11 protein-coding genes, 2 tRNA genes and 4 rRNA genes are annotated in these 21,246 nt (G+C 59.2%); 9 read left to right on the top strand and 8 right to left on the bottom strand.

Translation table 11 applies throughout. The annotated features are described in order from the left end of the window. Positions 1 to 338: 338 nt before the first annotated feature. The 8 genes from LOY45_RS00630 to LOY45_RS00595 all read left to right on the top strand — a co-directional run bounded on the left by LOY45_RS00630 (position 339) and on the right by LOY45_RS00595 (position 11,484). Positions 339 to 1,115 carry a DUF3050 domain-containing protein gene (locus LOY45_RS00630; RefSeq protein ID WP_134061146.1) on the top strand — a complete coding sequence of 259 codons (777 nt, stop codon included), beginning with the start codon at positions 339 to 341 and terminating at the stop codon, positions 1,113 to 1,115. Then, complete coding sequence (locus tag LOY45_RS00625) at positions 1,112 to 2,053, top strand: diiron oxygenase (RefSeq protein WP_115089502.1); 942 nt, start codon at positions 1,112 to 1,114, stop codon at positions 2,051 to 2,053. Before LOY45_RS00630 ends, LOY45_RS00625 begins: the two co-directional genes overlap by 4 nt. 2 nt (positions 2,054 to 2,055) lie before the next feature. Further along, positions 2,056 to 5,514: a non-ribosomal peptide synthetase gene (locus tag LOY45_RS00620; protein WP_258578622.1), complete on the top strand. Its 3,459-nt coding sequence runs from the start codon at positions 2,056 to 2,058 to the stop codon at positions 5,512 to 5,514. Positions 5,515 to 5,544: 30 nt separating this feature from the next. Beyond that, positions 5,545 to 6,012 (top strand): SRPBCC family protein, encoded by a 468-nt coding sequence (locus LOY45_RS00615; protein ID WP_115089504.1) that lies wholly within the window; start codon positions 5,545 to 5,547, stop codon positions 6,010 to 6,012. A 127-nt stretch (positions 6,013 to 6,139) separates the two neighbouring features. Continuing rightward, a complete protein-coding gene (locus LOY45_RS00610; protein ID WP_115089505.1) occupies positions 6,140 to 6,643 on the top strand; it encodes a sigma-70 family RNA polymerase sigma factor in 504 nt (167 codons plus the stop codon). A gap of 6 nt (positions 6,644 to 6,649) precedes the next feature. Then, positions 6,650 to 7,615, top strand: coding sequence for a FecR domain-containing protein (locus LOY45_RS00605; protein ID WP_115089506.1), 966 nt, complete (start codon positions 6,650 to 6,652; stop codon positions 7,613 to 7,615). Positions 7,616 to 7,703: 88 nt separating this feature from the next. Further along, positions 7,704 to 10,220, top strand: coding sequence for a TonB-dependent siderophore receptor (locus tag LOY45_RS00600; RefSeq protein WP_258578621.1), 2,517 nt, complete (start codon positions 7,704 to 7,706; stop codon positions 10,218 to 10,220). Positions 10,221 to 10,305: 85 nt separating this feature from the next. Then, the gene (locus tag LOY45_RS00595; protein WP_258578620.1) at positions 10,306 to 11,484 is read left to right on the top strand and encodes a PepSY-associated TM helix domain-containing protein; all 1,179 of its coding nucleotides are present in this window, start codon (positions 10,306 to 10,308) and stop codon (positions 11,482 to 11,484) included. Positions 11,485 to 11,627: 143 nt separating this feature from the next. Here the strand turns inward: LOY45_RS00595 and rrf (LOY45_RS00590) are convergent. The 8 genes from rrf (LOY45_RS00590) to LOY45_RS00555 all read right to left on the bottom strand — a co-directional run bounded on the left by rrf (LOY45_RS00590) (position 11,628) and on the right by LOY45_RS00555 (position 20,043). Then, a 5S ribosomal RNA gene (rrf, locus tag LOY45_RS00590) occupies positions 11,628 to 11,743 on the bottom strand. 110 nt (positions 11,744 to 11,853) lie between these two features. Continuing rightward, positions 11,854 to 11,969 (bottom strand): 5S ribosomal RNA (gene rrf / locus LOY45_RS00585). Positions 11,970 to 12,115: 146 nt separating this feature from the next. Further along, positions 12,116 to 15,006, bottom strand: a 23S ribosomal RNA gene (locus LOY45_RS00580). 214 nt (positions 15,007 to 15,220) lie between these two features. Continuing rightward, positions 15,221 to 15,296 (bottom strand) — tRNA-Ala (locus tag LOY45_RS00575). Positions 15,297 to 15,325: 29 nt separating this feature from the next. Continuing rightward, positions 15,326 to 15,402, bottom strand: a tRNA-Ile gene (locus LOY45_RS00570). 66 nt (positions 15,403 to 15,468) lie between these two features. After that, a 16S ribosomal RNA gene (locus tag LOY45_RS00565) occupies positions 15,469 to 17,005 on the bottom strand. The 16S, 23S and 5S rRNA genes sit together here with 2 tRNA genes alongside, the layout of an rRNA operon. A gap of 622 nt (positions 17,006 to 17,627) precedes the next feature. Continuing rightward, a complete protein-coding gene (locus LOY45_RS00560) occupies positions 17,628 to 18,848 on the bottom strand; it encodes a CaiB/BaiF CoA transferase family protein (RefSeq protein ID WP_258578619.1) in 1,221 nt (406 codons plus the stop codon). A 13-nt stretch (positions 18,849 to 18,861) separates the two neighbouring features. Then, positions 18,862 to 20,043, bottom strand: a complete 1,182-nt coding sequence (locus LOY45_RS00555; protein WP_010222582.1) for an acyl-CoA dehydrogenase — start codon at positions 20,041 to 20,043, stop codon at positions 18,862 to 18,864. Positions 20,044 to 20,203: 160 nt separating this feature from the next. Between LOY45_RS00555 and LOY45_RS00550 the strand changes: the two genes are divergently transcribed. Continuing rightward, on the top strand, positions 20,204 to 21,130 hold the full coding sequence (locus LOY45_RS00550; RefSeq protein WP_115084991.1) for a LysR family transcriptional regulator: 927 nt from the start codon (positions 20,204 to 20,206) through the stop codon (positions 21,128 to 21,130). Positions 21,131 to 21,246 lie beyond the last annotated feature (116 nt).

Raw genomic sequence — 21,246 nt, 5'->3', positions numbered from 1 at the left:
ATTCTGACACTTCGTTGCCGGAAGGAGCACTTACCTATCAATAAAACTTCAAACTAAAGTTTTAATTACTTACTTCGCACTCGAAAAAACCAACTAAAAATATAATTAACAAAGTTATTGCCGAACACTTAAAAGTTGTTCTAACTTTTTATAGGCACGGGCCAGCCTGACCACAAAGCCCCCGTCAACCTGAGAAAAGTGATGCTTATTGCATCGATACGCCTGTCATCACGCAGCTATCGAACTGTTCGGTCGAGGCCCCTGCTCGGCCATTGAAAACTTCGAAACTGTCGATGAAGGCCGATTGACCGGACATTAGCCACTGACAAGGAAACCCCATGAATACGTTGACTTCGCATCTTATCGCCCGCAAAGCCGAACTTGCCGCCCACCCGATCTTTGCCGAAATAGATTCTTTGCCGGTATTGCAGCGGTTCATGGAAACCCATGTATTTGCTGTCTGGGATTTCATGTCGCTGACCAAGCGCCTGCAGCAGGAGCTGACCTGTATCCAGCTGCCCTGGCTACCACCGCTTGACCCCAACGCCGCCCGCCTGATCAACGAGATCGTCCTCGGCGAAGAGTCCGACGATTGCCTGGGCCAGGGGCATTACAGCCATTTCGAGCTGTACCTGGACGCCATGCGCGAAGTTGGCGCCAGCACGGCGGCGATCGAGCGCTTCGTCAGCCTGCAGCGTGAAGGTGTTGGTTACGCCAGCGCCCTGCAGCGCGCTGGCGCCAGCGAGGCGGCCCGGCAGTTCGTCAGCCACACCCTGGAGACCGCCCTTGGCGCACCGGCCCATAGCGTCGCTGCGGCCTTCCTGCATGGGCGCGAAAGCGTCATTCCAAGCATGTTCCAGCGCATCCTCGATGACTGGGGCATCACCGGCGAACAGGCGCCGACCTTCCGTTACTACCTGCAACGGCATATCGAGGTCGACGCCGAAGACCACGGCCCAGCCGCCGAAGCCCTGCTGACAAGGCTGGTAAAAAGCGACCCGGTGCAGCAGCGCCAGGTGCTGGAAGCCGCCATCGCCGCCATCGACAGCCGCATCGCCCTGTGGGACCGCCTGCGCCTGTCGATGCGCGAAACCGTCGCGGAGGTCAGTGCATGAACGCCCTCGATTACCATTCCTTCGCTGAGGCCTGGGAGAGCCACGCAACCATCCGCACCCGGCCACGACGCCTGGTCGAGGACGATCAGCGGCTGATCTACCCGCTCAGCCGCCAGCCGCTGGTGCTCAGTGAGACCTTTGTGCGCGAGTGCCCGCAGCAACGCGATTTCGCCCTGGCCCAGAGCTTGTACAAGTTCATCAACGACGTGGTGATTTTCGAGACCGAGATCGTCGACCGCACGGCGCGGCGGATCGCCAAGGACCGCTTCGCCATTCGCTTTCCGTTCGCCTGTCGCTACGACGCCATGACCGTGGTGGTAGATGAGGACTACCACGCCCTGGTAGCCATGGACTTCATGCAACAAACCATCGCCCTGACCGGGATCGAGCCAATTGCCCTACCCCGGGAGATTGAACTGAGCCGGGCGATACCTGCGGCCCTGGCGCTGGCGCCGGAGCACCTTCGCGACGCCCTTGAGCTGATTTGCGTAGGTATCGCCGAAAACACCCTGACCGACGATGTCGCCGCCTTCGCCCGGGATGACACGGTCAAGCCCTCGGTGAAGGGCCTGATGGCCGACCACCTGCTCGACGAAGGCCGCCATTCAAGTTTCTGGGCGCGGCTGGTGCGCATCTACTGGCACAGCGCCCCCGAGGCGGACCGGCAATGCATCGCCGAAATCCTGCCGGTGTTTCTCGCCCAGTACCTGACCAACGACATCCAGAAAGGCTTCGACTTCGCCCTGACCGATCACCTGCCGATCAGCGAGGCCGCGCGACAAACGCTGCGCCAGGAAGTGACAGCGATGGCCTACCCGATCGACCACCGGCACCCGCTGCTGGGCAACATTCTGCGCCTGTTCCGCGCCAGTTCCATGCTCGACTCGCCCTGCGTGCAACAAGCCCTGGCGCACTACCTGCCCGAACCAAGGAGATAGCCATGAGACGCCTGGAAATCCTTCTGATCGGCACAAGCCCGGCACTGACCTTGCTGCACCAGGACCTGCTCGACCACGGTCACGCGCTGTACCTGGCCGACAGCGCCGCGGCCTTGCAACAACGCCCGTGGCGCCAGCCACGGTTGCTCATCGATGACGGCAGCCTGGCACTGTGTGCCAGCGATTGGCACGGCCTGGACGACTGCGCGCTGTTGAGCCTGCGCCTGGGCATTCACCTGCAAAGAGACCTGCAAAGCGCTGGCGAGCTGCCGACACTTGAGCTTTTGTGCTGGACCGGCAGCGCCACCGCACAGCGCCTGATCGAGCGCCAGCGCTTGGGCCCGGAGACGTCCGGCAATGGTCAACAGTTGCGCCTGAATGCCATCGCCAGCCTGCAAGAGATGCTCGCGCTGCACGTCAGCCGCTTCTCGCGAAACCCCGACTACCTGCAGCAAGCAGCCGCCATCAACCCCGGGCAGGAGGATCTGCAACAAGGTCTCGACTGGCTGGAGCAGTTGGCCTGGTTCCATCGTTTCAACCAGAGCGAAAATCAGCCAATGCTCGCAGCTGCCGAGGTGCCGCTGATCGAGCGCCTGGAACAGAGCCTGCGGGTTCATGCCGACAGCCCAGCGCTGAACCTGAACGGCCAGCGCATCAGCTATGCACAGTTGCACGCCTTGGCGGCAGCGATCCTGCAACGGTTGCCTGTTTTACCGACCGCAACTGAACCGCCAGTGATCGGCGTTTGCCTGGGCAAATCCGCTGCGCTCTACGCCAGTGTGCTCGCCGTATTCGGCTATGGGGCAGTGTATTTGCCGCTGGACCCGGCGCACCCCGCCGAGCGCCTGCGCTATATCCTCAAGAATGCCGGCGCCAGCCTGCTGCTGCATGACGGGCAGGTGCCGCTGGATGAGCTGAAAGTACCGAGCCTGGACCTGCGCCAGCTGCCCACGCCGCTGACGCAGCCACTGCCGTCATTGCTGCGCCAGCGACCGGCGCCAGACGCCCCCTGCGTGGCGATCTACACCTCGGGCACCACCGGCCAGCCCAAGGGCGTGCTGCTCAGCCAGCGCAACCTCAGCCACTTCCAGACCTGGTACAGCGCCCATGTGCAGCTGGATCAGCAAAGCCGGGCGCTGCAGTTTTCGACCATCGGTTTCGATGCCTCGTTGCTGGATATCCTGCCGACCTGGGTGTGCGGCGGCGAGCTGGTGGTACCCACTGAAGACCAGCGCCGCGACCCGGCGCAGTTGCTGACGCTGATGCGCGAACAGCAAGTGACCCATGCCTTTCTGCCGCCGGCGCTGCTGAGCATCCTGCCGCGCGATCAGAACCTGCGCTTGAGCCACCTGATCACCGGTGGCGATGTCTGTGAGCCCGAGGTGATTGCCCGCCTGGCCGGGCAGTGCCAGCTACACAACATCTACGGCCCGACCGAAACCACGGTGCTGGCCACGACCCGGGTGTTCCAGGCTGACGACAACAACCGCAACCTGGGCTGGCCGATCGCCAACACGCGGGTTTTGATTCTCGACCAAGGCCTGCAACCTGTAGCCGAAAACACCCCCGGTGAGCTGTACATCGCAGGGCCGGGCGTTGGCCTGGGCTACCTGAACAATCCAGCCCTGAGCAATGAGCGCTTTATCACCTTGACGCTTGCCGGCGGCAGCCCGCTGCACCTGTACCGCACTGGCGATATTGGTAAATGGACAGCCGACGGTATCGAGCTCTGTGGTCGGCGCGACAGCCAGGTGAAGATTCGCGGCTTTCGGGTCGAACCGGAAGAGATCGAGCATTGCCTGCGCAGCAGCGGCCTGTTCCATCAGGTGGCCGTGGTCATCGATGCTCAGCGGCGGATCCTGGCGTTCTGCGTGCAAGCCACGGCTGACGATGGCGAAGCCGCCCTGCGCCTGCATGCCGAGCAACAGCTGCCCGACTACATGCGTCCGGCCTTTTATCAGCAACTGGCGCAGATGCCCTACACCGCCAACGGCAAGATTGATCGCCAGGCGCTGCTGGCGATACCGCCGGGGCTGACGCAGAGCAATCATCACTTCGGCCCGGTAACCTCTGTCGAAGCGCAGCTGGTTGGCGTGTGGAGCGAACTGCTCGAACTACCCGAGCAGGACATATCCACTGACGCCAGCTTCTTCAGCCTCGGCGGCCATTCGATCCTGCTGTCACGCCTCTTGCTGGCTGTTCGCGAACAGTTCGGCCGCGGCATTGCGATCAACCGGTTTATCGAGATGCCTACGGTGCAACGCCTGGCCACGCTGGTCAGCGGTGAGCAAGCACAGCTGCTCGGCCTCGATCCGCAGGCCGAACGCGATGCCTGCCGCGAACTGGGTTTGCAGATTCTGCCAATGGCGCAACTGGGCGACGTGCACAAGGTGATCGTCACCGGGGCCAACAGTTTTCTCGGCGTGCACCTGGTTGAAGCGCTGCTTGAATGGGGCGCCAGCGAAGTCGCTTGCCTGGTGCGCTGCAGTGCCAGTCAGTCAGCGCAGCAACGGTTCACCGCAGCGCTGATGGAGAACGGTTTACACCGGCTCGACATGAGCCGGGTGAAAGTTTTCGCGGCCGACCTGCGCCAGCCTCGCCTGGGCCTGGCCGAGGCCGAGTATGCCTATCTGGACAGCGAGTACGGCGCACTGCTGCACAACGCCGCGCAGGTCAACCATGTGCTGGATTACCGCAGCCTGGCCGCCGACAACGTCGAGCCACTGTTCGAGTGCCTGCGCCTGTGCGAAGGCCGACGCAAAAAGGTCTTCAATTTCGTTTCGACCCTGTCGGCGTGCAGCGCCATCGACGCCGACGGCCAGGTGCTGGAGCAGGATCCGGCCGCAACACCGCCAATCTACATACGCAACGGTTACAACCTGAGCAAATGGGTGGGCGAGCGCATCCTCCAGCGCGCCCGCGACCAGGGTGTATGGGTCAACCTGTACCGCCCCGGCAATATCACCTTCGACAGCCGCAATGGCATCTGTCAGCCCCAGCGCAACCGCCTGATGCTGATGCTCAAGGGCTCGCTGCAGCTCGGCCAGGTGCCTGCGCTGGAGCTCAACTTCGACCTGATGCCGGTGGATTTTCTCGCCCGCTTCATCGCCTTCCACAGCAGCCGCTACCAGCCCGAACAGGCGGTGTTCAACCTGCACAACCCGGAGCCTTTGAGCTGGAGCGACTACGTCTCGGTGTTCCGCGACAGTGGCAGGCCGTTCGAGCTGGTCAGCGTCGAGCAGTGGCAACGGCAGTTGCGCCGGGTCGACCGCGACAACGCCCTGTTCGATGTCCTGGGCTTCTACCTGGACGGCTTCGAGGAAGACATCGGCGACATCTCGTTGATCCGGCACGGCAATGCCCGCGCCGGGGTCGAGCGCATGGGCGCCCGCTACCCGCAGAAAACCCCGCAGTTGCTGCAACGCGGCTGCCAGTACCTGCACGACATCGCCTTCATCTGAGCACCTTCAACCCACGCAGGAGACTTAACCATGCAAGCACTTCAACCCGACACCCTGATCCGCAACCCTGCCGGCTGCCGTGTGGTGGCCAGTGTCGACATCGCCAGCGATGCCGCCAGCATCTGGAATATCGTCGGCAATTTCGCCGGCTTTCCGGTGTTCATCCCGGCCTTGGCGCACATCGAGATGACCGGCAGCGGCGTGCGTTCAGTGCGCAAGAAGCTGTTCAAGGACGGCAACGTGGTCATCGAGCAGCTCAATAGCCGCGACGACCAGGCCATGTGCATGACCTGGAGCCTGATCTACACCAGCCTGAACATCGGCAACCTGTGGGCGGCGATGCAGGTCGAGGCGCTGGGCGAGCGCCAGGCGCGGGCAACCTGGACCATCCAGGCCGAGCCGTGGGAAGGCGGCAGCGAGGCGCTGCCGGGCTTTCAGGCGTTTTTGCAGGGGTTTGCCGATGAGGCGATGAACAACGTGAGGAATTTGTTGAGCTAACCCCGGTCGGCGGGGCAAGCCCGTTCCTACAAGAGCGAGCTTGCCCTGATCAACAGTTGCAAAATATTCCAAGGATGCCAACAATGAGACTAATTATCATTTATGACCCCTTCAGCAGCGCACCTTCATGCCCTCTCGAGAGTCCGTGTACACGCTTTACAGCCATCACCACGGCTGGCTGAACACCTGGCTGCGCAGCAAGCTGGGCAATGCCGCCGATGCCGCGGATCTGGCCCAGGACACCTTCGTGCGCCTGTTGCAGCGGCGCGAACTGCTGGAGCTGAATGCACCCCGGGCGTTCCTGCGCACCATCGCCCGGGGCCTGGTGATCGACCACTGGCGCCGTGAAGAGCTGCACCGCGCCTACCTTGAAGCCCTGGCGCATCTGCCAGAAGCCGAAGTGCCCTCGGTTGAAACTCGCGAACTGTTGCTGGAGCTGCTCGAGCGCATCGCGCAGATGCTCGACGGCCTTAAACCGAAAGTGCGCCGCGCTTTTCTCCTGGCGCAGTGCGAAGGCCTGAGCCACAAGGAAATTGCCGAACAGATGGGCGTGTCCCTGCGCTCGGTCGAGCGCTATGTGGCCGATGCGCTTTATCACTGTTACCTGCTGCGCTACGAGTCAGAGGCGTAAGCCGGCATGACAACCCTCAATCCTGGCCCGCGAGTGGTCAAGCAGGCCATCCACTGGATGCTCAAGCTGCGCGAAAGCGGCCACAACGCGCGGCTGCAGCAGCAATGCGAACAGTGGCGTGCAACCCATCAGGAACACGAGCTGGCCTGGCAACGGGTCCAGTCCCTGCATCAGGAGCTCAACCTGCGCGCCGTGCCGGGTGCCAGTGTAGCTTTGCAGACCCTGGAGAACAGCAGCCAGCGCCTGCAACGGCGCCAGGCCCTGAAGCTGCTCAGCGGCGTGCTGGTGTTCGGCTCGGCGGCCTGGCTGGGCAAGGATCTGCAGGTTATCAGCCCGTTGACTGCGGATTTTGCCAGTGGCACCGGTCAGCGGCGCAGCGTGCGCCTGCCGGATGGCTCGTTGCTGCAGCTGAACACCAACAGCGCCGTCGACCTGGCCTTCGAGGCCGATCAGCGCCTGATTCGCCTCAAGCACGGTGAGTTGCTGCTGACCTGCGCCAAGGATACGAGCGCTCCTGGCCGCCCCTTGCTGGTAAGCACCCGCGATGCCTTGCTTCAAGGCTTCAACGGCCACTTCGTGGTGCGCCAGGACGACAACTGCACCCGCGTCAGCGTCAGTCAGGGTACCGTCGTCATCCACTCGCCAGGCCCTACGCAATGGATTCACGCCGGCCAGAGCTATCGCCTGGATACCCGGGGCGCAACCCTCCTACAGAATCAGGACATGGATGCCGGCGCCTGGGCTGAAGGGCTGATCGTCACCCGCGACATGCGCCTGGGCGATTTCCTCGCCGAAGTCGGGCGCTATCGCCACGGTTATGTGAGCTGCGCCGATGACATTGCCGACTTGCGCCTGTCCGGTGTGTTCCGCCTTGAGGACACCGACAAACTGCTGCAACTGCTGCCGCAGACGCTGCCGGTGACGGTCAGCTATCGCACTCGCTGGTGGGTGCGCCTCGAGCGACTGGCCTGAACAATTTTTTTTGGCGGGTTTTACCAACGAGTCCGGCTAGGACAGTAAGCGACTCCTTCTGCCCTTACCGACTCTACGGATGCTCTCCATGCGTAATGCTTCGCCCCTGTTGCGGCTCAACAAGAAGAATGATTTTCAACCTGTCTTAGATTCTGCCACGAGCAGCACCCTCGGTAAGGCCATCCGCGCCGCGCTGCTCGGCACCGCCCTGGGCATTGCTGCTGTACCGGCCGGGGCGCTTGCCGCGCAAGCGGGCAGTGTCAGCCAGCAGTACAACATCCCCGCCGGCTCCCTGGATGACGTGCTCAACCAGTTCGCCCGCCAGGCCCAGATCACCTTGTCGAGCACCCCGCAAATGACCCAGGGCCTGCAGTCGCCAGGCCTGCAAGGCAGTTACGCCACCGACCAGGCGTTGCGCCAATTGCTCAACGGCTCGGGCCTGGAGGCCGTCAGCCAGGATGGCGGCAGCTTTGTGCTGCGGGCTCAGCCACAGGACGCAGCGCTGTCGTTGCCAAGCACAGAAGTGCGCGAGTTCGCCCTGGGTAATGCGCTGGGCAGCATGGAAGGCTACAACGCCACCCACAGCCAGGTCGCGACCAAGACCAGTGCGCCGATTCTGGAAACCTCGCAGTCGGTGTCGGTGGTTACCCGTCAGCAAATGGACGACCAGGGCTCGCAGACCGTGGCCCAGACCATGCGCTACACCCCTGGCGTGCTGACCAACCCCTATGGTGCGACTCACCGCTACGACTACGTGGCCATGCGCGGCTTCAACGACGGCTCTGTGGATAACATCTACCTGGACGGTCTGAAGTCCATGGGTGACAGCGGCACCTACAGCACCATGCAGGTCGATCCGTACTTCCTTGAGCGGGTGGATATCCTCAAGGGGCCGTCTTCGGTGCTCTATGGCCGCAGCTCGCCCGGCGGCCTGGTCGCGCTGACCAGCAAGAAGCCGCTGTACGAGACCTATCACCAAGTGCAGGCCACTGTCGGCACCCAGGGCCAGCGTGGCGTTGGTTTCGACTTCAGCGGCCCGCTGGATGACGACAAGCGCATCGCCTACCGTCTGGTGGGCGTCGCCGATCAGTCCGACACCCAGTTCGACCACAACGAAGAAAAACGCTTCGCCCTGGCGCCGACCGTCAGCATCAACTTCAGCGAAGATACGTCGCTGACCCTGCAGGCCTACCTGCAGCATGACCCCGACGGCGGTTATCACGGCGGCGTTCCGGCCGCTGGTGCGCTGCACCAGCGCAATGGCCGGCGCATCTCCGATCACTTCTTCGAAGGCGAGCCGGGCGTCGATCGTTACGAGCGTGACCAGCAGTCGTTCGGCTACCAGTTCGAGCACCGCTTCAACGACGTATTCACCGCACGGCAGAACTTCCGCTACCTGGATTCGACGGTGAAGATGGATCAGGTGTATGCCTGGGGCTGGACCACGCCAACCAGCAACGAGTTGAACCGCTACTACACCGGCGGCGAGGAAAAGCTGCACTCGTACATCATCGACAACATGCTCCAGGCCGAATACTTCATCGGCAGCGCCAAGCACACCACGCTGCTGGGCCTGGACTATCAACGGCGCAAGACTGTGGTCGACTGGCGCAGTGGCGCCCTGGCCCCGATCAATGCCTTCGATCCGCAGTACGGCAACTCGGAAATCACCTACTTCGACCCCACCAGCTACCTGCGTCGCCTGCAACAGACCGGCGTATACCTGCAGGACCTGATCGAGCTCGACCAGTGGCGTTTCTCCCTCGGCCTGCGTCAGGACTGGGTGAAGACGTCGGATGAGAACCGCATCGCCGAAGCCAGCCGTCCGCTGGGGACCAAGATCAGTGACGAGCGTACCAAGCTGACTGGTCGCGCCGGCGTGCTGTACCTGTTCGAGAACGGCATTGCGCCGTACATCAGCTACTCCGAGTCGTTCAACCCCAACTCCTACGCCGACCAGTCGGGCAACCCGCTGGCGCCGACCGAGGGTACCCAGTGGGAGGCTGGTATCAAGTACCAGCCGCCGGGCACCGACAACCTGTTCACCGCCTCGGTGTTCCGCATCGAGCAGGAGAACCTTGCCTCCAAGCTGCCGCAGGAAGAGTTCTACCGTCCTGTCGGCCAGGTCCGCTCCCAGGGCCTGGAACTGGAAGCGCACATGCAGGTCACCGACAACCTGAAAGTCCTCGGCAGCTACACCTTCACCGATATCGAGTACTCCAAGTCGATGCCGAGCACGTTGTTTGGCAGCGACCTCGACAACAAGGGCAACTCGCCGACCCAGGCACCGCGGCACATGGCCTCGCTGTGGGCTGACTACAACTTCCGCCAGGGCGCCCTCGACGGCCTGCGCCTGGGCGGTGGTGTGCGCTATGTCGGCTACAGCTGGGTGGATGCCGAGAACACCATGAAGGTGCCCTCCTACACCCTGTTCGATGCTTCGGTTGGCTATGACCTGGGCAAGGTCGGGCTCAAGGGCGTGGATGTGCGGCTCAATGCCAACAACCTCACCAATGAAAGCTACATCGCCTCCTGTGCCAGCCTGAGTTATTGCTACATGGGCGAAGAGCGCAATGTCAGCGCCACGGTCAGCTACCAGTTCTGATCCCACCTGTATGAAGGACAAAGCCAGCGCCTGATTCCGGGCGCTGGCTTTGTTGCATCTGGCGACTTACTCCGGACCTTTACTCATGCGTCAGCTTTACGTACTGCTCCACCGCTACCTCGGCCTGATCACCGCGCTGTTTCTGGCCCTGGCCGGCCTTACCGGCAGCGTCCTGGCCTTTCATCACGAACTGGACGAGTGGCTCAACCCGTCCTTCTACGAAGCCCCCGCCGTGGGTGAACGACAGCAGCCGGGGGTGCTTGTGGATAAGTTGCAGGCCGAGCACCCGCGGCTGCAGGTCTGGTACATGGAGTACCCGAACGAGCCAGGGCATGCGGCGCTGCTGGCAATGGTGCCGCGCAACGATCCTGCGAGCGGTGAGCCCTATGCTGAAAAGAACACCGTGTTCTATCTCGATCCGGTCAGCGGCCTGACCCTGGGCCAGCGCTACTGGGGTGAGTGCTGCTTTTCCCGCGAGAACTTCATGCCGTTCATGCTTGAGTTGCACTACAGCCTGACGCTGCCCGGCAACTGGGGGATCCTGCTGATGGGCGTGGTGGCGATCATGTGGATGATCGACTGCTTTATCGCCGTGCTGCTGACCTTGCCACGTGGGCGGCCGTTCTGGGGCAAGTGGGCGAAAGCCTGGAAGATCAAGGGCGGCCATGCCTATCGGCTGAACATGGATATCCACAGGGCGGGCGGTTTGTGGTTGTGGCTACTGCTGCTGCCGATTGCGATCAGCAGCGTGGCGATGAACCTGCCTGCCCAGGTGTTCAAACCGGCGGTGTCGCTGTTTTCACCGGTCGAGCCAAGCGTCTATGAAGCCCGTGGCACCCTGCCCAAGGAGCTACTGGGGGTTACCCAGCTGAGCTATCAACAGGCCTATCAGCTGGCACAGCAGGAGGGTCAGCGGCTGGGGCTGACAGCGCCGATCGGCGAGCTGTACTACAGCTTCGAGTACAACTTCTATGGCGCGGGCTTTGGCCAACACGATACCGATGCCCAGGGTAAGTCCTGGTTGTTCTTTCACGGGACTGACGGGCATTTGCTGGGCAAGGAGATAGCCGGGCAAGGCACCCTGGGGGAACGCTTTTACCGCTTGCAGTTACCCATACATGGCGGACGCATCATCGGTATGACGGGCCAGGTGTTGATTGCAGTGCTGGGGGTGATGATTGCGGTGCTGTCGTTGACCGGGGTGTATATCTGGTGGCGCAAGTTGCAGGCACGGCGTAGTGGGAAGGTGCGAAGGGCTGGGTAAGTAAGCGGCTGTTCTGGGGCTGCTATGCAGCCCATCGCTGGCAAGACCAGCTCCCACAAGAGTCGAGTAGGCTTGAGGAGCTTTAGCAGTTACCAGAAAGACAAAACCCCTGTCTGCAGGGCAGACAGGGGTTTCGGAATGAATCTTGACGATGACCTACTCTCACATGGGGAAACCCCACACTACCATCGGCGATGCATCGTTTCACTGCTGAGTTCGGGATGGGATCAGGTGGTTCCAATGCTCTATGGTCGTCAAGAAATTCTGTGTGCCGGTCCGTCTGTTGCGACGTGCCAGCGAATTCTTGATGCTTCTACCTTAAAGACAAAACCCCTACCTGCATACGCAGATAGGGGTTTCGGAATTTAATCTTGACGATGACCTACTCTCACATGGGGAAACCCCACACTACCATCGGCGATGCATCGTTTCACTGCTGAGTTCGGGATGGGATCAGGTGGTTCCAATGCTCTATGGTCGTCAAGAAATTCTGTTGCCAGAAGGTCTTGTTAGACACTCCAGCGAATCGGGTATGTGATGCTTGTGAGTTACAAATTCTCGGCTTTGCAGTCTTCACTACCGCAATTTGGCCTGCTCTTTATTTAGGAGCAGCAAATTGCTTGGGTGTTATATGGTCAAGCCTCACGGGCAATTAGTATTGGTTAGCTCAACGCCTCACAGCGCTTACACACCCAACCTATCAACGTCGTAGTCTTCGACGGCCCTTCAGGGAGCTCAAGGCTCCAGTGAGATCTCATCTTGAGGCAAGTTTCCCGCTTAGATGCTTTCAGCGGTTATCTCTTCCGAACATAGCTACCCGGCAATGCCACTGGCGTGACAACCGGAACACCAGAGGTTCGTCCACTCCGGTCCTCTCGTACTAGGAGCAGCCCCTCTCAAATCTCAAACGTCCACGGCAGATAGGGACCGAACTGTCTCACGACGTTCTAAACCCAGCTCGCGTACCACTTTAAATGGCGAACAGCCATACCCTTGGGACCGGCTTCAGCCCCAGGATGTGATGAGCCGACATCGAGGTGCCAAACACCGCCGTCGATATGAACTCTTGGGCGGTATCAGCCTGTTATCCCCGGAGTACCTTTTATCCGTTGAGCGATGGCCCTTCCATACAGAACCACCGGATCACTAAGACCTACTTTCGTACCTGCTCGACGTGTCTGTCTCGCAGTCAAGCGCGCTTTTGCCTTTATACTCTACGACCGATTTCCGACCGGTCTGAGCGCACCTTCGTACTCCTCCGTTACTCTTTAGGAGGAGACCGCCCCAGTCAAACTACCCACCATACACTGTCCTCGATCCGGATAACGGACCTGAGTTAGAACCTCAAAGTTGCCAGGGTGGTATTTCAAGGATGGCTCCACGCGAACTGGCGTCCACGCTTCAAAGCCTCCCACCTATCCTACACAAGCAAATTCAAAGTCCAGTGCAAAGCTATAGTAAAGGTTCACGGGGTCTTTCCGTCTAGCCGCGGATACACTGCATCTTCACAGCGATTTCAATTTCACTGAGTCTCGGGTGGAGACAGCGCCGCCATCGTTACGCCATTCGTGCAGGTCGGAACTTACCCGACAAGGAATTTCGCTACCTTAGGACCGTTATAGTTACGGCCGCCGTTTACCGGGGCTTCGATCAAGAGCTTCGCGTTAGCTAACCCCATCAATTAACCTTCCGGCACCGGGCAGGCGTCACACCCTATACGTCCACTTTCGTGTTTGCAGAGTGCTGTGTTTTTAATAAACAGTCGCAGCGGCCTGGTATCTTCGACCGGCATGGGCTTACGGAGCAAGTCCTTCACCCTCACCGGCGCACCTTCTCCCGAAGTTACGGTGCCATTTTGCCTAGTTCCTTCACCCGAGTTCTCTCAAGCGCCTTGGTATTCTCTACCCAACCACCTGTGTCGGTTTGGGGTACGGTTCCTAGTTATCTGAAGCTTAGAAGCTTTTCTTGGAAGCATGGCATCAACCACTTCGTCGCCTAAAGGCAACTCGTCATCAGCTCTCGGCCTTAAGATCCCGGATTTACCTAAGATCTCAGCCTACCACCTTAAACTTGGACAACCAACGCCAAGCTGGCCTAGCCTTCTCCGTCCCTCCATCGCAATAACTAGAAGTACAGGAATATTAACCTGTTTTCCATCGACTACGCTTTTCAGCCTCGCCTTAGGGACCGACTAACCCTGCGTCGATTAACGTTGCGCAGGAAACCTTGGTCTTTCGGCGTGGGAGTTTTTCACTCCCATTGTCGTTACTCATGTCAGCATTCGCACTTCTGATACCTCCAGCAAGCTTCTCAACTCACCTTCACAGGCTTACAGAACGCTCCTCTACCGCGTCACCTAAGTGACACCCGTAGCTTCGGTGTATGGTTTGAGCCCCGTTACATCTTCCGCGCAGGCCGACTCGACTAGTGAGCTATTACGCTTTCTTTAAAGGGTGGCTGCTTCTAAGCCAACCTCCTAGCTGTCTAAGCCTTCCCACATCGTTTCCCACTTAACCATAACTTTGGGACCTTAGCTGACGGTCTGGGTTGTTTCCCTTTTCACGACGGACGTTAGCACCCGCCGTGTGTCTCCCATGCTCGGCACTTGTAGGTATTCGGAGTTTGCATCGGTTTGGTAAGTCGGGATGACCCCCTAGCCGAAACAGTGCTCTACCCCCTACAGTGATACATGAGGCGCTACCTAAATAGCTTTCGAGGAGAACCAGCTATCTCCGAGCTTGATTAGCCTTTCACTCCGATCCACAGGTCATCCGCTAACTTTTCAACGGTAGTCGGTTCGGTCCTCCAGTCAGTGTTACCTAACCTTCAACCTGCCCATGGATAGATCGCCCGGTTTCGGGTCTATACCCAGCGACTAAACGCGCTATTAACACTCGCTTTCGCTACGCCTCCCCTATTCGGTTAAGCTCGCCACTGAATATAAGTCGCTGACCCATTATACAAAAGGTACGCAGTCACCTAACAAAGTAGGCTCCCACTGCTTGTACGCATACGGTTTCAGGATCTATTTCACTCCCCTCTCCGGGGTTCTTTTCGCCTTTCCCTCACGGTACTGGTTCACTATCGGTCAGTCAGTAGTATTTAGCCTTGGAGGATGGTCCCCCCATATTCAGACAAAGTTTCTCGTGCTCCGTCCTACTCGATTTCATGACTAAGAGATTTTCGCGTACAGGGCTATCACCCACTATGGCCGCACTTTCCAGAGCGTTCCGCTAATCTCAAAGCCACTTAAGGGCTAGTCCCCGTTCGCTCGCCACTACTAAGGGAATCTCGGTTGATTTCTTTTCCTCAGGGTACTTAGATGTTTCAGTTCCCCTGGTTCGCCTCTTGCACCTATGTATTCAGTACAAGATACTCAGCTTATGCTGAGTGGGTTCCCCCATTCAGAGATCTCCGGATCAAAGTCTGTTTGCCGACTCCCCGAAGCTTATCGCAGGCTACCACGTCTTTCATCGCCTCTGACTGCCAAGGCATCCACCGTATGCGCTTCTTCACTTGACCATATAACCCCAAGCAATCTGGTTATACTGTGAAGACAACATTCGCCGAAAACTTGTAATTACTCACAAATTTTACCTTAGCCTGAACACACACCAGTGAAAGTGCTGTCCAGTCTATCTTTCTATCACATACCCAAATTTTTAAAGAACGATTCTGAAAAAGTTCAGAAATCAATATTCGAGCCGAATATTCATTTCTAAGCTTTGACGTAAGGTGGTGGAGCCAAGCGGGATCGAACCGCTGACCTCCTGCGTGCAAGGCAGGCGCTCTCCCAGCTGAGCTATGGCCCCGTATTGCTACAGGCTGCACCACATGTAATTGGTGGGTCTGGGCAGATTCGAACTGCCGACCTCACCCTTATCAGGGGTGCGCTCTAACCAACTGAGCTACAGACCCAATCGTCTTCTTCAATGAATCAAGCAATTCGTGTGGGAGCTCATAAGACAGCTGATGTCTGTCGATTAAGGAGGTGATCCAGCCGCAGGTTCCCCTACGGCTACCTTGTTACGACTTCACCCCAGTCATGAATCACACCGTGGTAACCGTCCTCCCGAAGGTTAGACTAGCTACTTCTGGTGCAACCCACTCCCATGGTGTGACGGGCGGTGTGTACAAGGCCCGGGAACGTATTCACCGCGACATTCTGATTCGCGATTACTAGCGATTCCGACTTCACGCAGTCGAGTTGCAGACTGCGATCCGGACTACGATCGGTTTTGTGAGATTAGCTCCACCTCGCGGCTTGGCAACCCTCTGTACCGACCATTGTAGCACGTGTGTAGCCCAGGCCGTAAGGGCCATGATGACTTGACGTCATCCCCACCTTCCTCCGGTTTGTCACCGGCAGTCTCCTTAGAGTGCCCACCATAACGTGCTGGTAACTAAGGACAAGGGTTGCGCTCGTTACGGGACTTAACCCAACATCTCACGACACGAGCTGACGACAGCCATGCAGCACCTGTGTCAGAGTTCCCGAAGGCACCAATCCATCTCTGGAAAGTTCTCTGCATGTCAAGGCCTGGTAAGGTTCTTCGCGTTGCTTCGAATTAAACCACATGCTCCACCGCTTGTGCGGGCCCCCGTCAATTCATTTGAGTTTTAACCTTGCGGCCGTACTCCCCAGGCGGTCAACTTAATGCGTTAGCTGCGCCACTAAAATCTCAAGGATTCCAACGGCTAGTTGACATCGTTTACGGCGTGGACTACCAGGGTATCTAATCCTGTTTGCTCCCCACGCTTTCGCACCTCAGTGTCAGTATGAGCCCAGGTGGTCGCCTTCGCCACTGGTGTTCCTTCCTATATCTACGCATTTCACCGCTACACAGGAAATTCCACCACCCTCTGCCCTACTCTAGCTCGCCAGTTTTGGATGCAGTTCCCAGGTTGAGCCCGGGGATTTCACATCCAACTTAACGAACCACCTACGCGCGCTTTACGCCCAGTAATTCCGATTAACGCTTGCACCCTCTGTATTACCGCGGCTGCTGGCACAGAGTTAGCCGGTGCTTATTCTGTCGGTAACGTCAAAATACTCACGTATTAGGTAAGTACCCTTCCTCCCAACTTAAAGTGCTTTACAATCCGAAGACCTTCTTCACACACGCGGCATGGCTGGATCAGGCTTTCGCCCATTGTCCAATATTCCCCACTGCTGCCTCCCGTAGGAGTCTGGACCGTGTCTCAGTTCCAGTGTGACTGATCATCCTCTCAGACCAGTTACGGATCGTCGCCTTGGTGAGCCATTACCTCACCAACTAGCTAATCCGACCTAGGCTCATCTGATAGCGCAAGGCCCGAAGGTCCCCTGCTTTCCCCCGTAGGGCGTATGCGGTATTAGCGTTCCTTTCGAAACGTTGTCCCCCACTACCAGGCAGATTCCTAGGTATTACTCACCCGTCCGCCGCTGAATCGAAGAGCAAGCTCTTCTCATCCGCTCGACTTGCATGTGTTAGGCCTGCCGCCAGCGTTCAATCTGAGCCATGATCAAACTCTTCAGTTCAATACTGCTTGGGTTTTGAAAAAACCCTAAACTTGGCTCAGCAATCTCAAATGACTTACTTTCAAATCTTTCGATTTTTCGTGTAGCCACTTGTGATGCTGATAATCTTTTTGACTATCAGTCTGAGCTCACAAGCACCCACACGAATTGCTTGATTCAGTTGTTAAAGAGCGGTTGGTTAAGAGCTTTTCGTCTCAACCGAGGCGCGCATTCTACGCTTTCCTCAGAGCCTGTCAAGCGTTTATTTTGAAGTTTTTCAGATGCTTTCGATTAAAAAGCCTTTCAACTTCAACCACTTGACTCGCTGCGATCTCTCGTCAGCGGGAGGCGAATTCTACAGCGTTTCAAACCGCTGTCAACTGCCTTTTCACCGCTGTCGATCTTTCGATCGAAGCCCTTCCGGATGACCCTGGAACCGCTAACTCTTTGAAACTCAAGGAGTTTTCAGTTCCGACTGCGCCGGAAGTGGGGCGAATTATAGACAGATCCACAGGGGCGTCAAGGACTTATTTCAACTTTGTTTCAGCGGCGGCGTTTTGGCTATAAGCCACAAGCTTCAAGCTGCAAGTAAAAGCAGAGGCACCGCGCTCAACTTGTAGCTTGCAGCTTATAGCTTGAAGCTTTAGACCACCTTGGCCACCCGCAGACGCTCGATCTCCGATGCCGCCAAGCCAAGCACTTCGCCGAGGATCTGCTCAGTATGCTCCCCCAGCAACGGCGGTGCATGGCGATACTCCACCGGCGTCTCGGACAGGCGAATCGGGCTGGCCACCTGCGGCACCTGCCCGGCCAGCGGGTGAGGCATCTCGATAGCCAGGCCCCGCGCCTTGACCTGCGGATCGGCAAACATCTGCGCCAGGTCGTTGATCGGCCCGCACGGCACACCCGCCTGTTCCAACTGCGCGACCCATTCAGCGGTGGTCTTGAACACCGTGGCCTGGCGGATCAGCGGGATCAGCTCGGCACGGTTGGCAACCCGCTGCTTATTAGTAGTAAAGCGCGGATCGTCTGCCCATTGCGGCTGGCCAGCCACTTCGGCGAACTTGCGGAACTGCCCGTCGTTGCCCACGGTGAGGATGAAGTCGCCGTCGGCAGTAGGGAAATCCTGGTAAGGCACGATATTGGGATGAGCATTACCCAGGCGCCGTGGCGGCGTGCCAGTGGTGAGATAGTTCATGGCCTGGTTGGCCAGGCAGGCAACCTGCACGTCGAGCAGCGCCATATCGATGTGCTGGCCGCCGCCATCGCGGTCACGATGGGCGAGGGCGGCCAGGATCGCCACGGTCGAGTACAGCCCGGTGAGGATGTCGGTCAGCGCGACACCGACTTTCACCGGCCCCGCACCTTCTTCACCTTCCGGCCGGCCGGTCAGGCTCATCAGCCCGCCCAGGCCCTGGATCATGAAGTCATAGCCGGCGCGCTTGGCGTAGGGCCCGGTCTGACCAAAGCCGGTGACCGAGCAATACACCAGGCGCGGGTTGATCGCCTTCAGGCTTTCATAGTCCAGCCCATAGGCAGCCAAGCCACCAACCTTGAAGTTCTCGATCAGCACATCCGACTTCGCTGCCAGCTCGCGCACCAGGCGCTGGCCCTCGGGCTGGGTGAAGTCGATGGTCAGCGAACGCTTGTTGCGGTTGGCCGCCAGGTAGTAGGCAGCCTCGCTGGTGTTCTCGCCGTAGGCGTCCTTAAGGAAGGGCGGCCCCCAGGCGCGCGTATCATCGCCGCTGCCCGGGCGCTCGACCTTGATCACTTCGGCACCGAGGTCGGCGAGTATCTGCCCGGACCAGGGCCCGGCCAGCACTCGCGACAGATCCAGCACCCGCAGATGAGATAGCGCGCCCATGGCTGGCTCCTTATTAATAGAAGGACTGGATGCCGGTCTGTGCGCGACCAAGGATCAGCGCGTGCACGTCATGGGTACCTTCATAGGTGTTGACCACCTCAAGGTTGACCAGGTGACGGGCAACGCCGAACTCGTCCGAGATACCGTTGCCACCCAGCATGTCGCGAGCCATACGGGCGATGTCCAGGGCCTTGCCGCAGGAGTTGCGCTTCATGATCGAAGTGATTTCGACCGCAGCGGTACCTTCGTCCTTCATCCGGCCCAGGCGCAGGCAGCCTTGCAGGGCCAGGGTGATTTCGGTCTGCATGTCGGCCAGCTTCTTCTGGATCAGCTGGTTGGCTGCCAGCGGGCGACCGAACTGCTTGCGGTCCAGGGTGTATTGGCGCGCGGTGTGCCAGCAGGCCTCGGCGGCGCCCAGGGCACCCCAGGAAATGCCATAACGCGCAGAGTTCAGGCAGGTGAACGGACCTTTGAGGCCGCGCACATCCGGGAAGATGTTCTCTTCGGGGACAAACACATTGTCCATGACGATTTCGCCGGTGATCGAGGCGCGCAGGCCGACCTTGCCGTGAATCGCCGGGGCGCTCAGGCCCTGCCAGCCTTTCTCCAGGACGAAACCACGAATGTCGCCGGCATCATCCTTGGCCCAGACCACGAACACGTCGGCGATCGGGCTGTTGGTAATCCACATCTTGCTGCCGCTCAGACGATAGCCCCCGTCGACCTTCTTGGCGCGAGTGATCATCGAACCCGGATCGGAGCCGTGGTCGGGTTCGGTCAGGCCGAAACAGCCGATCCACTCGCCGCTGGCAAGCTTGGGCAGGTACTTCTGCTTTTGTGCCTCGGTACCGAATTCGTTGATCGGCACCATGACCAGCGACGACTGCACGCTCATCATTGAACGGTAGCCGGAGTCGATACGCTCCACTTCCCGGGCAATCAGGCCGTAGCACACGTAGTTCAGGCCGCTGCCGCCGTACTGCTCGGGAATGGTCGCGCCCAACAGGCCGACTTCGCCCATCTCGCGGAAGATCGCCGGGTCGGTCTGCTCGTGACGGAACGCTTCCAGCACGCGCGGGGCCAGCTTGTCCTGGGCGAACTGATAAGCGCTGTCACGCACCATGCGCTCTTCTTCAGTGAGCTGTTGGTCGAGCAACAGCGGGTCGATCCAGTTGAAGCTTGCTTTACCGGCCATGAGCGAATCCTCGAGAAATGGGACCAGAGTTGTTGTGCTTTGATCCTAGGCCCGTTCAGGCGACGAGACAAACGAGGATTGCGCATGCTCTTGTGATAATTTCTCACTTCGTAATGGCCCTAAAGGCCATCTTTACGCCATATTAGTGAGGTTGATGTACATGCGGCGCAAGATCCCCAGTACGGCGGCCCTGGTCTGCTTCGAGGCCGCGGCCCGCCACGAGAGCTTTACCAAGGCTTCCCAGGAGCTGTCCCTGACCCAGGGCGCCGTATGTCGGCAAATCGCCGGGCTCGAGGAGTTTCTCAATGTCGAATTGTTTCGCCGCTCCCGCCGCGGGGTGAAGCTCACCGAAGCCGGGCTTTCCTATAGCCGCCGGGTCGCCACCCAGCTGGACGCAGTGGAGCGCGACACCCTGTCGGTAATGGGCCAGCAGGGCGCCAACGTCATCGAACTGGCGGTGGTACCGACATTCGGCACCCAATGGCTGCTGCCACGGCTGAAGGATTTTCAGCAGCGCCACCCCGAGGTCACGGTCAACCTGACCAACCGCACCCGGCCATTCCTGTTCGCCGATACCAGCTTCGACGCGGCGATCTACTTCGGTGATGCCGACTGGTCGGGCACCGAGTCCCATCGGCTGATGGGCGAGAACCCCGTGCCGGTGTGCAGCCCGGCGTTGCTTGGCAATAACAAGCAGCTCACGGGCGAGCAGATCGCCCAGTTGCCGCTGCTGCAACAGACCACCCGGCCCTATGCCTGGCGCCAGTGGTTCAACAGCCTGGAGATGAATGTCGCCCGCGACATGACCGGCCCGCGCTATGAGCTATTCTCGATGTTGGCACAGGCCGCCATGCACGAGATGGGCGTGGCGCTGATTCCACCCTTCCTGATCCAGCGCGAACTGGCAGAAGGGCGCCTGGTGGTGGCCAGCCCGCACGCGCTGTCGAGCATCAAGGCGTATTACCTGATGATCCCCGAGCGCAAGGTGGAATCGGCTTCGCTGCGCGCTTTCCGCGACTGGCTGGTGGGAGAGGCGAGCCGCTACGCCGCAGCGCATAAGGACGACAGCTATAACTTGACCCCGTAGTCAGCAAAACTAAAACCCTACAGATATAAGGAAATGTCGCATTTAGGCCAACTGTTTCAGAGGCCCTCACAAAAGCCCTTAACCCTGCTGTTTATGCGGCCTTCACAGCATAAATC

The organism is Pseudomonas wadenswilerensis (assembly GCF_024749185.1).
Lineage (GTDB): Bacteria > Pseudomonadota > Gammaproteobacteria > Pseudomonadales > Pseudomonadaceae > Aquipseudomonas > Aquipseudomonas wadenswilerensis.
Note: the sequence above shows the minus strand (reverse complement) of the source record. Positions and strands in the feature narration are given on the sequence as shown.

Coding starts and splice junctions, on each gene's coding strand:
- LOY45_RS00610 (WP_115089505.1), top strand. CDS start 6,140: ATGCCCTCTCGAGAGTCCGTGTACACGCTTTACAGCCATCACCACGGC.
- LOY45_RS00615 (WP_115089504.1), top strand. CDS start 5,545: ATGCAAGCACTTCAACCCGACACCCTGATCCGCAACCCTGCCGGCTGC.
- LOY45_RS00625 (WP_115089502.1), top strand. CDS start 1,112: ATGAACGCCCTCGATTACCATTCCTTCGCTGAGGCCTGGGAGAGCCAC.
- LOY45_RS00605 (WP_115089506.1), top strand. CDS start 6,650: ATGACAACCCTCAATCCTGGCCCGCGAGTGGTCAAGCAGGCCATCCAC.
- LOY45_RS00620 (WP_258578622.1), top strand. CDS start 2,056: ATGAGACGCCTGGAAATCCTTCTGATCGGCACAAGCCCGGCACTGACC.
- LOY45_RS00630 (WP_134061146.1), top strand. CDS start 339: ATGAATACGTTGACTTCGCATCTTATCGCCCGCAAAGCCGAACTTGCC.
- LOY45_RS00550 (WP_115084991.1), top strand. CDS start 20,204: ATGCGGCGCAAGATCCCCAGTACGGCGGCCCTGGTCTGCTTCGAGGCC.
- LOY45_RS00560 (WP_258578619.1), bottom strand. CDS start 18,848: ATGGGCGCGCTATCTCATCTGCGGGTGCTGGATCTGTCGCGAGTGCTG.
- LOY45_RS00600 (WP_258578621.1), top strand. CDS start 7,704: ATGCGTAATGCTTCGCCCCTGTTGCGGCTCAACAAGAAGAATGATTTT.
- LOY45_RS00595 (WP_258578620.1), top strand. CDS start 10,306: ATGCGTCAGCTTTACGTACTGCTCCACCGCTACCTCGGCCTGATCACC.
- LOY45_RS00555 (WP_010222582.1), bottom strand. CDS start 20,043: ATGGCCGGTAAAGCAAGCTTCAACTGGATCGACCCGCTGTTGCTCGAC.